This is a genomic window from Cellulomonas sp. P1_C4, from assembly GCF_056406355.1.
Genome location: NZ_JBFUAI010000028.1, coordinates 19,972 through 34,245 on the forward strand (window position 1 = coordinate 19,972; position 14,274 = coordinate 34,245).

General features: G+C 74.4%; 12 protein-coding genes. 8 read left to right on the forward strand and 4 right to left on the reverse strand.

All coding sequences use genetic code 11. From position 1 onward, the window contains the following. The first annotated feature begins 32 nt into the window (after nucleotides 1-32). Nucleotides 33-2,561: a glycoside hydrolase family 5 protein gene (locus tag AC1DYZ_RS18785; RefSeq protein WP_477066636.1), complete on the forward strand. Its 2,529-nt coding sequence runs from the start codon at nucleotides 33-35 to the stop codon at nucleotides 2,559-2,561. Between the two features lie 164 nt (nucleotides 2,562-2,725). Then, a complete protein-coding gene (locus AC1DYZ_RS18790; protein WP_477066637.1) occupies nucleotides 2,726-4,102 on the forward strand; it encodes an MATE family efflux transporter in 1,377 nt (458 codons plus the stop codon). Nucleotides 4,103-4,109: 7 nt separating this feature from the next. Here AC1DYZ_RS18790 and AC1DYZ_RS18795 read toward each other — a convergent pair whose 3' ends face one another. Together AC1DYZ_RS18795 and AC1DYZ_RS18800 are read right to left on the reverse strand one after the other, a co-directional pair. Then, nucleotides 4,110-4,496, reverse strand: a complete 387-nt coding sequence (locus AC1DYZ_RS18795) for a hypothetical protein (protein WP_477066638.1) — start codon at nucleotides 4,494-4,496, stop codon at nucleotides 4,110-4,112. Then, a complete protein-coding gene (locus AC1DYZ_RS18800) occupies nucleotides 4,493-5,593 on the reverse strand; it encodes a M20 family metallopeptidase (protein ID WP_477066639.1) in 1,101 nt (366 codons plus the stop codon). Before AC1DYZ_RS18800 ends, AC1DYZ_RS18795 begins: the two co-directional genes overlap by 4 nt. 50 nt (nucleotides 5,594-5,643) lie before the next feature. On the opposite strand from AC1DYZ_RS18800, the gene AC1DYZ_RS18805 reads away from it, so the two are divergent. Continuing rightward, complete coding sequence (locus AC1DYZ_RS18805) at nucleotides 5,644-7,557, forward strand: alpha-amylase family protein (RefSeq protein ID WP_477066640.1); 1,914 nt, start codon at nucleotides 5,644-5,646, stop codon at nucleotides 7,555-7,557. 1 nt (nucleotide 7,558) lies between these two features. Here the strand turns inward: AC1DYZ_RS18805 and AC1DYZ_RS18810 are convergent, their stop codons facing one another. After that, a complete protein-coding gene (locus tag AC1DYZ_RS18810) occupies nucleotides 7,559-8,869 on the reverse strand; it encodes a cytochrome P450 (RefSeq protein ID WP_477066641.1) in 1,311 nt (436 codons plus the stop codon). Between the two features lie 88 nt (nucleotides 8,870-8,957). On the opposite strand from AC1DYZ_RS18810, the gene AC1DYZ_RS18815 reads away from it, so the two are divergent. Genes AC1DYZ_RS18815 through AC1DYZ_RS18830 form a run of 4 tightly spaced genes read left to right on the forward strand, consistent with a single transcriptional unit; the run spans nucleotide 8,958 to nucleotide 11,956 of the window. Continuing rightward, entirely contained in the window at nucleotides 8,958-9,617 is a 660-nt protein-coding gene (locus AC1DYZ_RS18815) for an ABC transporter ATP-binding protein (RefSeq protein ID WP_477066642.1), read from the forward strand. Beyond that, nucleotides 9,614-10,210 carry a phosphatidylserine decarboxylase gene (locus AC1DYZ_RS18820; RefSeq protein WP_477066643.1) on the forward strand — a complete coding sequence of 199 codons (597 nt, stop codon included), beginning with the start codon at nucleotides 9,614-9,616 and terminating at the stop codon, nucleotides 10,208-10,210. Before AC1DYZ_RS18815 ends, AC1DYZ_RS18820 begins: the two co-directional genes overlap by 4 nt. Nucleotide 10,211: 1 nt before the next feature. Continuing rightward, a complete protein-coding gene (locus tag AC1DYZ_RS18825) occupies nucleotides 10,212-10,934 on the forward strand; it encodes a CDP-alcohol phosphatidyltransferase family protein (RefSeq protein ID WP_477066644.1) in 723 nt (240 codons plus the stop codon). After that, nucleotides 10,931-11,956 (forward strand): FtsX-like permease family protein, encoded by a 1,026-nt coding sequence (locus AC1DYZ_RS18830; RefSeq protein ID WP_477066645.1) that lies wholly within the window; start codon nucleotides 10,931-10,933, stop codon nucleotides 11,954-11,956. Before AC1DYZ_RS18825 ends, AC1DYZ_RS18830 begins: the two co-directional genes overlap by 4 nt. Nucleotides 11,957-11,959: 3 nt before the next feature. Here AC1DYZ_RS18830 and AC1DYZ_RS18835 read toward each other — a convergent pair whose 3' ends face one another. Next, nucleotides 11,960-12,574 (reverse strand): TetR/AcrR family transcriptional regulator, encoded by a 615-nt coding sequence (locus tag AC1DYZ_RS18835; RefSeq protein ID WP_477066646.1) that lies wholly within the window; start codon nucleotides 12,572-12,574, stop codon nucleotides 11,960-11,962. A 120-nt stretch (nucleotides 12,575-12,694) separates the two neighbouring features. On the opposite strand from AC1DYZ_RS18835, the gene AC1DYZ_RS18840 reads away from it, so the two are divergent. After that, complete coding sequence (locus AC1DYZ_RS18840; RefSeq protein WP_477066647.1) at nucleotides 12,695-14,188, forward strand: MFS transporter; 1,494 nt, start codon at nucleotides 12,695-12,697, stop codon at nucleotides 14,186-14,188. Nucleotides 14,189-14,274: the final 86 nt, after the last annotated feature.

The window sequence follows — 14,274 nt, forward strand, 5'->3', positions numbered from 1 at the left end:
CGTTACGCTTCGCGATCACCATGGCAGCAACGATGCGTCCGACCCTGCGCCGCCCCGCGTCCCGTGCGGCCATCGCCGCCGCGGCGGCCGTCCTCGTCCTCGTCGCGGCACTGGCGGCACTCGACCCGTCGGGCGGCCTGCTCGCCCCCGTCGGCGGCCACGGGCTCCCGCTGCTGGGCTCCGGCGGCGTGTACCGCTGGGCACCTCTGGTGGTGGGGCTGCCGGTCCTGCTCGCCGCCACCGCCGCGCCGGTCTACGCCATCGCCCGCTACCGACGTCCCGGGCGGGTGTTCGTCGCCACCTGGGTTGCCACGGTCGGCGCCACCGCGGTGGCCGCCGCGGCGACCGGGCTGGTCGCCGCGCTCCCGCTGGTCGGCCCGCACCTGTCGTTCGGGTCCGCCCTGCAGTTCGCGGTCACCACCAGTGGCTGGGCGGGGCTCAAGGGTCTGGTGGTCGGTCCGTTGGTCGCGCTCGCGGCTGTCCTCGCGCACCGGTTCGGGCCGCGGACGGCGGCCGACGCCGAGCCCGCGCCGGGGTCGCGCGCGACCGGGATCGCGGTCGCGGTCGTGCTCGCCGTCGTGGCGCTCGCGGCCGTGTGGTTCGCGGGCGCCGTGTGGCGAGGCGGTCCCGTCGGCTACGCGTTCGCCGGGACCTTGCTCGCGCCGACGCCCACCGCCGGGGTCCTGGGCACGCTGGCCGGGGTCGCGGTCTTCGTCGGCACCTTCTTCCTCGTCGTCCGACGGGTGACCGGGCGGGCCGTCGTCACTGTCGTTGCCGGGGTCTGGCTGGCCGCGATCGTGGCGGGCCTGGCCGTCGGGGTGGTCGGCGCCGTCGTCGCCGCGTTCTCGTCGGACCTGCCCGACGCCGGTCCGGACAGCTGGTGGATCGCCACGACCCTGATCGGCGTCGCGACCGGCATCGGGTACGGGGTGGCCGTCGGGCTCCTCGCCACGGTCGTCACCGCCGTCGCCTGGCGCTGGCGCGCCCGGCTGCCGCAGCCGCCGCACCCGCGGTCCCGGCTCGTCGTGGGTGGCGTGCTGGCCGTGCTCCTGCTCGCGGTGCCCCTGCTGGTCGAGGCGCCCGCCGCGGCCGGGCCGCCGGAGGTCGCCCCCGTCGCGGCGACCGGCGGGATGGAGCGCCTCACCGTGCTGCCCGCGCCGGAACCGGGCGGGCTGCCGGTCATCGGCGACGTCACCGGCCGGCAGGTGATCCTGCGGGGCGTCAACATGAACCAGCTGGTCGACTACTACCTGCGGGACCCGGAGGTCCCGGCCACGCACCCGCCGACCGACGACGACTTCGCCCAGATCGCGGCCATGGGCTTCGACGTCGTCCGCCTGGGCCTGTCGTGGTCGCGGCTGGAGCCCACGCGCGGCGAGCTCGACCAGGGCTACCTCGACCAGATCCGTGCGGCGGTGGCGTCGGCCAAGAACCACGGCATCTACACCGTGCTCGACCTGCACCAGGACGCGTGGGGCAACGCGCTGGCCCAGCCCGAGCAGGAGTGCGGCGGCGGGACGTCGGCCACGACCGGCTGGGACGGCGCGCCCGCCTGGGCGACGATCACCGACGGCACCCTGCACTGCCAGTTCCTCGCCCGGGACCTGGCGCCCGCGGTCGCGACGGCGTTCGGCAACTTCTACACCGACCGCGACGGGATCCAGACAGCGTTGGTGCAGACGTGGGCCAAGGTGGCGACGGAGTTCGCCGACGAGCCCGCCGTGGCCGGGTACGACCTGCTCAACGAGCCAGGCATCGGCGCCACCCCGCCGATCAGCTCCAGCCTGCTGCTCGGGCGGTACTACTCCGCGGCCCTCACCGCGATCCGCGACGCCGAGACGGCGGCCGACGGCTTCCATCACCTCGCGTTCTTCGAGCCGAGCGTCCTGTGGTCCGGGCTGGCCTTCGACGTGACGCCGCCGCCGGGCTTCACCGACGATCGGCAGCTGGTGTTCGCGCCGCACCCGTACAGCGAGTCGATCACGATGGACCAGAGCTTCGGCCTGACGATCGCCTCGATCGAGCGGAACCTCACGGTCTCCGCCCGCGCCGCGGCGAGCTACGGCGCCGCCCTGTGGCTGGGGGAGTGGGGCTGGTTCGGGGACCCGACGGTGGACGGTGCCAAGGTGCAGCGCTTCGTCACCGCGCAGAACCGGCTCGGCGTCGGCGGCGCGTTCTGGGTGTGGCGGCAGGGGTGCGGGTCGCCCGAGACCGGCTCGGACGCGACGTCGTCGGGGAACCTCGTCTCGGTCGACTGCGCGACCGGCGAGCTCACGCCGCCGCCCGCCGGCTTCGCCGAGCCGCTGATGCGGGCGTACCCGCGGGCGGTCCCCGGCCGGCTCGAACAGCTCACGTCGAGCACGACCGGGCGCGAGCTCGAGGTCGTCGCCACGTCCGGCGGGGACGACGTCAACTGCGAGATCGACGTCTGGGTCCCCGGCGACACCGAACCGAACCTGAGCACGACGGGTGTCGACGACGCGGCGGCGGAGGCAGTGCCCGGCGGGTGGCAGATCACGGGCTGCGCGCACGGCACCTACACGATCTCCGTCACCGAATAGCGGTTTGTCCGGGTCCTCCGGATCTCGCGCGGAAACGGCGTGTGACCTGCGTCAATTCGCTTCGTCGGCACGAATCGTATCGATACGATACGAAGCGCGACGCGACCGGCACCACCGACACCGCGGACGTCTCACCCTGTCCCTTCGGTTCCCAAGGTCTCGCTGTGCCCAAGGTCCTCACCGCCGGTCGCCCCTGGCGCGTCATCCTCCTGTTCGCCGTCCCCCTGCTCGTCGGCAACGTCGTCCAGCAGCTCTACCAAGCGGCCGACGCCGTCGTCGTCGGCCGCGTGCTCGGCGTCGACTCGCTCGCCGCGGTCGGCGCCACCGGCAGCCTGCTCTTCCTCCTGCTCGGGTTCGCGTGGGGGATGACGAACGGCTTCGCCATCCCGACGGCCCAGGCGTTCGGCGCCGGTGACCACGCCGCGGTGCGCCGGTCGGTCGTGGCCGGGACGCTGCTGACCGCGGCGACGAGCGCCGTGCTCACCGTCGGGGCGCCGCTGCTGGCCGGCCCGGCGCTCCGCCTGCTGAAGACGCCGGAGGAGCTGCTGCCGGAGGCCACGACCTTCGCGGTCGTCAGCTTCCTGGGTGGCAGCACCGTCATGTTCTTCAACTACCTGTCGGCCATCATCCGGGCGATCGGCGACTCGCGGACGCCGCTGCTGTTCCTCACGCTGAGCTGCGTGCTCAACGTCCTGCTGGTGGTCGCCGCGGTCGCGGGCCTGGGCCTGGGTGTGGCGGGCGCGGCGCTGTCGACGGTCTTCTCGCAGGGTGTCTCGGTCGTCCTGTGCCTCGTCTTCGTGCGCCGGCGGGTGCCGGTCCTGCACGTCCCGCGGGCGGACTGGCGGGTGAGCGGCGACGAGCTGCGCCGGCACCTGCGGCTCGGCCTGCCGATGGGGTTCCAGGCGTCGACCATCGCGATCGGCACGCTCGCCGTGCAGGTGCGGCTCAACGAGCTGGGCTCCGACGCCGTCGCCGCCTACACCACGGCCACCCGGGTCGACGGGCTCGCGGTCGCGCTGCTGGCGTCGCTCGGCCTGGCCGTCTCGATGTTCGTCGCGCAGAACCTGGGCGGCGGCCGTCCCGACCGGATCCGGCACGGGGTCGTGCAGGGCATCGGGATGTCGCTCGCGGGCTCCGTCGTCCTCGGCGTCGTGCTCGTCGCCGGCGGGTCCGCGATCATCGGGCTCTTCGTCGGCGAGGGCGAGCAGCACGTCGTGGACATGGCGGCGCACTACCTGCTGGTCAACGGGGTGCTCTACGCCGTGCTGGCCGTCCTGTTCGTGCTGCGCGGCGCCCTTCAGGGGCTCGGGCAGACGATCGTGCCCACGGCGACCGGGGTCGTCGAGCTGGTCTGCCGGGTCGGCGCCGCGGCCGTGCTCGGTGCCGCGTACGGCTACGACGGCGTCGTCTGGGGCAACCCGCTGGCCTGGATCGGCGCGGTCGTGCTGCTGGTCCCGGCGTACCTCGCGGCGAGCCGACGACTCGCGCTGCGGCCCGTGGTCGGCACAGAGGGGGTCGCCGAGCTCGCGATGGCGCGCTGACCGCTCGTCAGGTGTCGCCGAGCGTCTTGTCGAACGTCCAGGCATCGCCCTCGAACGGGCGGAGCGCGTCCGGTGCCGGGAACGGCAGCACGTAGCTGCGGGTCACCACGTCGACCGCGCCGAAGTCGTCGCCCTTGACGACGACCCGGTCGGGCGTGACCTCCACGATGCGCACGCGCTCACGGGTGCCGTCGGGCAGGTCGAGCTGCCACAGGTCGGCGAGCCAGTGCAGCCCGCGGTCCTCGAGCGCCTCCTCCGCGGCGAGCCAGTCGACCGGGCCCGTGACGGCGCGGCCGAGGGCGTCGAGCGCCACGAAACCGTCGCCCTCCGGGCGGATCCAGCCGAGGCGCTCGCGGTCGCCCGGGCGGTGGTGCGCGATCCAGTCCTCGGTCATCGACTCGTGAGGGCGCGGAGCAGCCCCGCCGTGAGCAGGACGCGGTCGACGACGGTGTCCACCAGCACGTGCTCGGTGTCGGCGTGCGCGCCGCCCCCGACCGCCCCGAGACCGTCGAGGGTGGGGACCCCCAGCGCCGCGGTGAAGTTGCCGTCGCTGCCGCCGCCCACGGCCACGCCCCGGATCCCCGGCTGCAGGGTCGCGGCCAGCGCGAACAGCTCGGTCGAGGCCGACTCGGGCATCGGCGGGCGCCCGATCGACCCGTGCACGCTGAGCGTGGCGCCGGGCAGATGCGGTGCCAGCGTCGCGAACGCCGTCTCGATGCGCGCCTTCTCGTCGATGTCCTCCACCCGCACGTCGACCACCACGGTCGCCTGCGCGGGCACCACGTTGCTCTGGGTGCCCGCGTGCCCGATGGTCGGCGTGACGGTGGTGCCGACCTCCGGCCGGCCGAGCGCGGCGATCTCCAGAACCTGGTGGGCCGCCTCGACCAGCGCGTTGATGCCCGCCTCGGGCTCGAGGCCCGCGTGCGAGGCCCGGCCCGTGATGTCGACCTCGAACGTGCCGGTGCCCTTGCGGCCGGTCTTGAGGTCGCCGCCGTCGGCGCCGCCCTCGAGGACCAGGACCGCGCCGCAGGCGAGGGCGCGCTCCTCGAGCACCGCCCGCGACGCGGCACTGCCGTTCTCCTCGTCGGAGGTCACCAGGATCTCGACGCCGGACCGGTCCTCCAGTGTGGCGACGGCGTGCACGGCCTGCACCAGCCCCCCGAGCATGTCGAACACGCCAGGCCCGGTGATCCGCCCGTCCGCGACGGTGAACGGCCGGCGCTCCAGCGTGCCGAGGGGGAACACGGTGTCGTGGTGCCCGAGGACCAGGACCCGGGGATCTCCGCCGCCCGACCAGTGGACGTGCGGTCCGGCTTCGCTCTCGAGCAGCACGGCCGTGCCGCCCAGGCGGCGCTCGAGGAGGTCGGCGACCGCCGCGGCCGAGGCGGCCAGCGCCACGACGTCGCCCGACGGGGACTCGACCTCGACGAGGGTCCGGAGGTCCTCGAGGATCGCGTCGAGGCTCACGTCGAGGGTGCTGTCCAGCGTCATGGGGACACGATAACCAGCGGCGGGAAGGCCTCCCGTGACAGATTCGTCCCGTGACCGAGATCCCGGCGGACGTCCGAGCGGCCGCGGCGCCGGCGCTCGAGGGCCTCGACAGCGCCCGGCGCGAGGTGTTCGAGCTGCGGCTCGAGCGCTGGTGGCCCGACCTGCGCGACGGCATCGCGGCCGTCTACCCCGGCGACACGACCCTCGTGGCCGGCCTCGTCGCCTCCGCCGCGCGTGCCTACGCCGAGCGCGACCCGGAGCTGCACCGGCTCGACCAGCAGCGCACCCTGGCGCCGGACTGGTTCCAGGACCCGCGCATGCTCGGGTACGCCGCGTACGCCGACCGGTTCGCCGGCGACCTCGACGGCGTGCGGGGGTCGGTCGACTACCTGCGCGAGCTCGGCGTGACGTACCTGCACCTCATGCCGCTGCTGCAACCGCGCGAGGGCGACAACGACGGCGGCTACGCGGTGGCCGACTACCGGACGGTGCGCGCCGACCTGGGCACCATGGACGATCTGCGCGCCCTGGCCACCGAGCTGCGGCAGGCGGGGGTCAGCCTCGTGCTCGACCTCGTGCTCAACCACGTCGCGCGCGAGCACGAGTGGGCCGTCCGGGCGCGCGCGGGGGAGCAGCGCTACCGGGACTACTTCCACGTCTACCCCACGCGCACGTTGCCCGACGCGTACGAGCGGACGCTCGCCGAGGTCTTCCCCGACTTCGCGCCGGGCAGCTTCACCTGGAACGACGACCTCGACGGCTGGGTGTGGACCACGTTCCACTCGTGGCAGTGGGACCTGGACTGGTCGAACCCGCAGGTGTTCGCCGAGCTCATGGACGTCGTGCTGCACCTGGCCAACCAGGGCGTCGAGGTGGTCCGGCTCGACGCGATCGCGTTCCTGTGGAAGCGGATGGGCACGTCGTGCCAGAACGAGCCCGAGGTGCATGCCATCACGCAGGCCATGCGCGCGGTCGCCCGGATCGCCTGCCCCGCGGTGGTGTTCAAGGCCGAGGCGATCGTGGGGCCGGCGGACCTGGTGCAGTACCTGGGCACGGGTCGGCACCACGGCAAGGTGAGCGACCTGGCGTACCACAACGGCCTCATGGTGCAGGTGTGGTCGATGCTCGCGGCCAAGGACGCGACGCTGGCCAGCCACGCGCTGCGCGCCCTCCCGCCCATCCCGCCGACCACCGCGTGGGTGACCTACGTGCGCTGCCACGACGACATCGGCTGGGCGATCGCCGACGAGGATGCCGCCGCGGTCGGGCTGGACGGGTACCGGCACCGGCACTTCCTCTCGGACTGGTACGCGGGGGTCTTCCCGGGTTCCGACGCCCGCGGCCTGGTGTTCCAGGAGAACGCCGCGACGGGCGACCGACGGATCAGCGGGACGACCGCGAGCCTGGTCGGGCTGGAGGCAGCCCGCGCGGCCGACGACCCCGCGTGGGTCGACGCTGCGGTCGCCCGGCTGCTGCTCGCCCACGCCGTCGTCCTGGGCTGGGGCGGCGTCCCCGTCCTCTGGTCGGGCGACGAGCTGGCCCTGCCGAACGACCCGGGGTGGGCCGACGAGCCCGGTCACGGCGACGACAACCGCTGGGCCCACCGCCCCCGGCTCGACCCGGTCGCCGCCGCGCGACGGCACGTCGGCGGCACGGTCGAGGCCCGGGTGTTCGGGGGCCTGCGGCACCTCGCGCGGACCCGGGCGTCGCTCCCGCACCTGCACGCGTCCGTCGCGAGCGAGGTGCTCGGTCCGGACGACCCGGGCGTGCTCACGGTGGTCCGCCGGCACCCGCTGGGACCCCTGCTCGCCGCCTACAACGTGACCCGCGACTGGCGACCGGTGCCGGGGTGGCGTCTGCGCGAGCTCGGCGTCGCCCGTGACGCGCTGACCGGCACGGATGTGGGCCCGGGCGACGACGACAACCTGTGGCTGGCGCCGTGGCGGGCGGTCTGGCTGACGTGAGTCAGGGGGCGAGAGGCTCGAGCCGCACCGGCACGCTCTCGACCCCGAACACCAGCGACAGCGGCCGGTACTCCAGCTCGCTCTCCGGCACGGCGAGCGTGAGGTCGGGGAAGCGTCGCGCCAGCCGGCTGTAGGCCGACCGAAGCTCCAGGCGGGCGAGCTCGGCGCCGACGCACCGGTGCACGCCGTACCCGAACGCCAGGTGCGGGGGCATGGCGCGGTGCGGGTCCAGGTCGTCCATCGACGACGACTGCCCGGCGATCCGGGGGTCGCGGTTGGCCAGCGACAGGGAGACGAGCACGACGTCGCCGGCGCGGATGCGGCGGCCGCCGAGCGTCACGTCCGCCCGGGCGAACCGGGGGAACGCCACCTGGACCACTGTGAGGTAGCGCAGGAGCTCGTCGACGGTCGCCGCACACCGCTGCGGCGATGCCCCGATCTCCGCGAGGGCGCCGGGGGAGCGGAGCAGGACGACGGTCCCGAGCGCGAGCATCGCGGCCGAGGTCTCGAGCCCGCCGGTGAGCAGCCCGTCGGTGAGGCCGGCCAGCTCGCGGTCGGTGAGCTCGTCTCCGTGGTCGACCACGAGCCGGCCGAGCAGGCCGTCGCCCGGGTTMTCGCGCTGGCGCTGGACCACGGGGACCAGCGCGTCGACGGACACGGACACCGCCGCGAGCGCTCCGCCGGCGCCGGCCGTGGCGTCGAACCGGGCGGCGCTGAGGGCGGCGAGCGCGGTGTGCTCAGCGGGGTCGACGCCCAGCAGCTCGGTGATGACGCGGGTGGGTATCGGCCACGCGAGGTGGCGGGCCAGGTMGACCACGCCGTCGGCGTCGGCGGCGGCGGCCATCGCGTCGAGCTGCTCGTCGACGATCGCGTCGATGCGACCGGTCAGGCGCGCGAGGCGATGGCTGGTGAACTCCGGCATGAGCAGCCGACGCAGGCGGGTGTGGTCGGGGGCGTCGGCCATCCCGAGGCCGCCGGGGTCGCGCTCGGGGGCCGCGCCGACGGCTCCGACCACGTGCGCGTAGTCGTTGCTGAACGACGCGGTGTCCGCGAGCACCGCGCGGGCCTCGTCGTACCCCGCGACGAGCCAGCCGCGCAGGCCGAGCGGCAGCCGGAGCGCGCTGACCGGCTCGCGCTCCCGCAGCGCAGCCATGGCCGCGCTCGGGGCGACGCCTTCGCGACGCAGGGGCGCGAGGGTCGACTCGGGGAGCTGGGCGAGCAGCGCCGACGGGTCGTTCGAACCGCCCCGCCGCGCGCGCAGGACGAGCCCGAGCAGCCACCGTCGGGCGGCGGCAGGCAGGCGCTCGAGCATGCGGCCACGGTCGCACATGCGCGCGGAGATCGGGTCAAATACGGACGAAACGTTTCGGAATGGGCCGCGCGGGCGCCATCATGGCGAGGTGGGCACCGGCGCCGACCTGGTCGTCGAGAACGTGAGCGTGACTTACCAGTCTGGCGGCGGGGTCGTCCGACCGTTCCCGCGCGTCGACCTGGTGGCCCACGACGGGCAGCTGCTCGCTCTGCGGGGCCCCAGCGGCAGCGGCAAGACGACCGTCCTGTCGGTGCTCGCCGGTCTGCTCACGCCCGCGTCCGGCACCGTGACGTTCCGCGGTACACCCGCGACCGGCCTCGCGTACCGGCAGCGCACGGTCGGCCTCGTCTTCCAGGCGTTCAACCTGGTGCCCAGCCTGACGGCCGCGGAGAACGTGATGGCGCCGCTGGTCCTCACCGGCACCTCACGCCGTGTGGCGCGCGCGCGAGCGCTGGCGCTGCTCGACAGACTCGGACTGTCACACCGAGCGGGTCACCGTCCGGGCACGCTGTCGGGCGGCGAGCAGCAGCGGGTCGCGTTCGCCAGGGCCCTGGTCCGCGACCCTCCGCTGCTCCTCGCCGACGAGCCGACCGCCCACCTCGACGGCGACCACGTGCACACCGTCCTCGACCTCCTGCGCGACCTCGCGCGGGCGGGGCGCCTCGTCGTCGTCGCGACCCACGACGACCGCGTCAGCGACCTCGCCGACGTCGTCGTCCACCTCGGCGACCCGGTCGTGGTCCGGTGACCGCCCCCCTCGCCCGTGGCACCCCGCCGTGGCTCGCGCTGGTGTGGGTCGCGGCCCTCCTGCCGCGGCGGCGGCTCCTCCGGGTGCCGGCCGTGCTGGTCGCGGCCGCCTGTACCTGGTTCTTCCGCGACCCGGACCGACGCCCCGCCGACGCCGACGCCGCCTTCGTCTGCGCCGCCGACGGCCGCGTGACGCTGGTCGAGCGCCACGGCGAGCGCTGGCTCGTCTCCACCTACCTCGACCTGCGCGACGTGCACGTGACCCGCAGCCCGTGCGCGGCGACGGTGCGGGTGCGGGTCCGCGTCGACGGCGGGCACGTGCCCGCGTTCCGGCCCGCCGCCCGCGGGAACGAGCGCGTGCACTGGGACCTGGACTCGCCGCACGGCCCGGTGGTGCTGACGCAGCTGGCCGGCGTGCTCGCCCGACGGATCGTCCCGTACGCCGGCGTCGGCTCCGCGCTCGCGGTCGGCGAGCGCGTCGGGCTGATCCGCTTCGGCTCCCGCGTCGACGTCCTGCTGCCGGCCGGCGTGCGGCCCGTCGTCGCCGTCGGCGACCGGGTGCGGGCCGGTCTCACGACCCTGGCGGAGGCCTGACATGGTCGGCATCACGCGCCCGCGGGTCGCCGACCTGCTCACGCTCGCGAACGCGCTGTGCGGGGCGGCGGTGATCCTGCTGGTGACCACGGTCGAGGCCGACCCGCTCGGCCTGCTGCGGCTGGTCGCCGTGCTGCTGCTGTGCGGGACGATCCTCGACACCGCGGACGGGCCCGTCGCGCGCCGGTGGGGCGGTACACCGCTCGGTGCCCCGCTGGACAACCTGGCCGACGGCGTGTCCTTCGGCGTCGCACCCGCGGTCGCGCTCGCGGTGCTCGCGTCGTCCGGCGCGACGCCGCTCGAGGACGGACTGCTCGTCGCCGGTGCGCTCGTGTACGTCGCCGGCGCGCTGCTGCGGCTCGCCGACTTCAGCGCGGTGCGCCACGACCAGCCCGGGTTCACGGGGCTGCCGTCGCCGCTGGCCGCTACGTGCGCGATCGTGTTCGGCTTCCTCTCGCCGGCGCCGTGGGCCGCGGCGCTGGCTCTCGTGGTGCTCGGGGTGCTCATGATCAGCCGCGTGCACTACCCGGCGCAGCGCGGGGCCGCCCTCGGCATCTCGTCCGTCGGCTGGGCAGTGTGGCTGGGCGGCGCGCTCGGGCTCTACCCGATGCGGGTACCGGCCATCGCGGGCCTCGTGGTGATCCTCGTCGCGGTCCCGATCGGCCACGGCGTGCGGTGGAGCGCCCGCGACCCGGTCGTGGTCCCGGCGAGCGTCGACCCGTGATCTGGCTGACCCTGCGCGACCTGCGGTGGCGTGCCCGCCGCGTCGTCCTCGGCGTGCTCGCGACCGCGTCGGTGCTGGCCATGACCCTGCTGCTCGGCGCGGTGCACGACGCCTTCCTGGCCGAGACCACCAGGACCGTCGCGTTCTTCGGCGGCACCACGTGGGTGGTGCCCACCGGCGTGGCGGGGCCGTTCACCACCAACTCCCCGGTGCCGGCCGACCCGGCGCCGGTCGGCGGGACCCCGGTCGCGATCTTCCGCCACGTGGTCGTGCGGGACGGTGCACCGAGCGACGTGAACGTCATCGCCTATCGGCCGGGCGGCGTCGTCTCCCCGGACCCGGTCCGCGGGTCCGCGCCGCGCGGGCCGGGCGAGGTGGCCGTCGACGAGACGCTCGGCGCCCACCTCGGGGAGCGGCTCACGCTCGCCGGTCGCGAGCTCGAGGTCGTCGGCGTGCTGCGCGGGCTCACCTACAACGGGGGGACGCCGGCCGTGGTCGTCACGCTCGACGAGGGCCAGCAGGTCGCGTTCGACGGTCGCGACCTCGCGGGCGCGTTCGTCGTCGAGCGGACGCCCGCGGTCGTGCCAGACGGATTCACGACGATGACCGCGGCGCAGGTCTCCGACGACATGCGCCGGCCGCTGGCGGTCGCGACGCGCACGCTCGCGCTCCTGTCGGCGCTGCTGTGGGTGGTGGCGGCGGGGATCGTGGGGTTCGTCTGCTACGTCTCGGGGCTCGACCGGCGGCGCGACGTCGCGGTGCTGAAGTCCGTGGGCGTGCCGACGTGGCGGCTGGTCGGGGGGGTCGCGCTCGAGGGGGTCCTGCTCGCGGTGGCCGCGGCCGGGATCGCCGTGGTCGCCGCCGTGGTCCTGGTGCCGCTGTTCCCTCTGCCGGTCGGCGTGACCGTCGGGCAGTGCGCCGCGGCCCTCGGGGTCGCGGTCGTGATCGGCGTCGTCGCGGCCGCTGCGAGCGTGCGCCAGGTGGTCACCACCGACCCCGCACTGGCGTTCGCCAGCACCTGAGGGTCAGGAGCGGCCGGTGGCCAGGGGCAGGATCACGGTGTCGATCATCTGCACCACGAACTCGTCGTCGACGCGCTGCCCGGCGACCATCTTGCGGTAGGCGATCATGGCCGGCGCGACGGCGGCCACCATGTCGAGGTCGATGTCCGGTCGTAGCTCCCCGCGGGCCTGGGCGCGCTCGAGCAGCCCGCGCATCAGGCTGACGCGGGAGCGCACGAACTGCTCGTGGAAGACGGCGGCGACCTCGGGGTTCTCCTTGACCGCGGACATCAGGCCCGACATCAGCTCGGAGTCGTCCGTGCGCGGTTTGCCGAAGCGGACGGCGAGCAGGTCGGAGCGCAGCGAGCCGGTGTCGGGGACCTGGTCGACGCTCGGGGCGACGCCGCGCATGCAGACCACGGCGTCGACGGTGAGCTGGACCTTGGACGGCCAGCGGCGGTAGACGGTGGCCTTGCCCGCGCCCGCGCGCTCGGCGACGGCGTCCATCGTCATGCCGTCGAACCCGCGCTCGGCCAGCAGCTCGCGGGTGGCCAGGAGGATCGCGTCGTCCTTGGACTCGTCGCGGCGGCGGCCGGCTTTCCGGGTCGTCGTCGTCCCGGTCAGGTCGTCCACGCTCATTCGTCGCCCTTTCGTCGTGGGACACACTCTAGCGGCACAAATCGATACTGGGGGGTTCCGGAACTGGCAAGTTCCGTATTACAGTCGCTCCACCGACCACGACGTCCCAGGAGCATCCCCATGTCGTCACCCATCCAGACCGCAACGGAGAGCCGGCACCGCTGGTTCGTCCTCGCGACGGTCGCCCTCGCCCAGCTGATGGTCGTGCTCGACGCGACCATCGTGAACATCGCGCTGCCCTCCGCCCAGGCGGACCTCGGGTTCACCGACAACGACCGCCAGTGGGTGGTCACCGCGTACGCCCTCGCCTTCGGCAGCCTGCTGCTGCTCGGCGGCCGGCTCTCCGACATGTTCGGTCGCCGCCGCATGTTCCTCATCGGCCTCGTCGGCTTCGCCGTCGCCTCCGCCCTCGGCGGTGCGGCGCAGAGCTTCGAGCTCCTCGTCGGCGCCCGCGCCCTGCAGGGTGCCTTCGCCGCCGTCCTCGCCCCGGCGGCGCTCTCCGTGCTCACCACCACGTTCACGATCCCGAAGGAGCGCGCCCGCGCGTTCGGCGTCTTCGGGGCCATCGCCGGCATGGGCGGGGCCATCGGCCTGCTGCTCGGCGGCTACCTCACCGAGAACTTCAACTGGCGCTGGAACCTCTACGTCAACGTGTTCATCGCCGCGATCGCGTTCGTCGCCGGCACCGCGCTGCTGTCCCGCACCGACACCAAGCACGACACCCGGATCGACGTGCCCGGCGTGATCCTCGCCTCGACCGGCCTGTTCGCGCTGGTCTTCGGCTTCTCGCAGGCCCAGCCCCAGGGCTGGGACGCGCCCGTCGTGTGGGGGTCGCTGCTGGCCAGCCTCGTGCTGCTCGTCGGCTTCGTCCTGCGCCAGCGCACCGCGGAGCACCCGCTGCTGCCGCTGTCGATCGTCCAGGACCGCGACCGCGGCGCCGGCTTCTCCGCCATCCTCGTGGCGGGCACCGGGATGTTCGGGGTCTTCCTGTTCCTCACCTACTACCTGCAGCTCACGCTGGGGTACACCCCGATGCAGACCGGCACCGCGTTCCTGCCGATGGTCGTCTTCATCGTCATCACCGCGCAGATCCAGTCGAACATCCTGGTGCCGCGGTTCGGCCCCAAGATCCTGGTCCCGATGGGCATGGTGATCGGGGCGGGCGCGATGCTCTGGTTCACCACGCTCGGCATCGACAGCGGGTACGGACCGGTGCTCATCGGCCTCATCGGGATGGGGATCGCGATGGGCTCGATCATGCCCGCGTCGTTCCAGATCGCGACCCTCGGCGTCCCGCCGCGGCAGGCGGGTGCCGCCTCCGCGATGGTCTCCACCAGCCAGCAGGTCGGCGGGGCCATCGGGACCGCGGTGCTCAACACGCTCGCCGCGACGGCTGCCTCGGCGTACGTCGCGGACCACGTCCCGGCCACGCCGCAGGTGCTCGCCGACGCGGCGCTGCACAGCTTCTCGGTCGCCTACACCTGGGCCGCGGGGATCTTCCTGCTCGGGGCGATCGTCACCGGGGCACTGTTCCGCACCCGCGCGGACCGGGCGGCCCGGGCCGCCCTCGCGGCACCGGTGGCGCACGACGAGGCGCCGGTGCTCGCGCACTGACCTCGGGGCCGGCGGTGGCGGGACGCCGCCGCCGGCCCGCGGAGGTCAACCTGGTCGTCGAACGWGCCGATGGCCCCAGGGTGATC

Bases quoted from the DNA above. Each gene is read 5' to 3' on its own strand.
- AC1DYZ_RS18800 (WP_477066639.1), bottom strand. From the start codon at position 5,593: ATGACGCTGGACAGCACCCTCGACGTGAGCCTCGACGCGATCCTCGAG.
- AC1DYZ_RS18825 (WP_477066644.1), top strand. From the start codon at position 10,212: ATGGTCGGCATCACGCGCCCGCGGGTCGCCGACCTGCTCACGCTCGCG.
- AC1DYZ_RS18835 (WP_477066646.1), bottom strand. From the start codon at position 12,574: ATGAGCGTGGACGACCTGACCGGGACGACGACGACCCGGAAAGCCGGC.
- AC1DYZ_RS18785 (WP_477066636.1), top strand. From the start codon at position 33: ATGCGTCCGACCCTGCGCCGCCCCGCGTCCCGTGCGGCCATCGCCGCC.
- AC1DYZ_RS18840 (WP_477066647.1), top strand. From the start codon at position 12,695: ATGTCGTCACCCATCCAGACCGCAACGGAGAGCCGGCACCGCTGGTTC.
- AC1DYZ_RS18795 (WP_477066638.1), bottom strand. From the start codon at position 4,496: ATGACCGAGGACTGGATCGCGCACCACCGCCCGGGCGACCGCGAGCGC.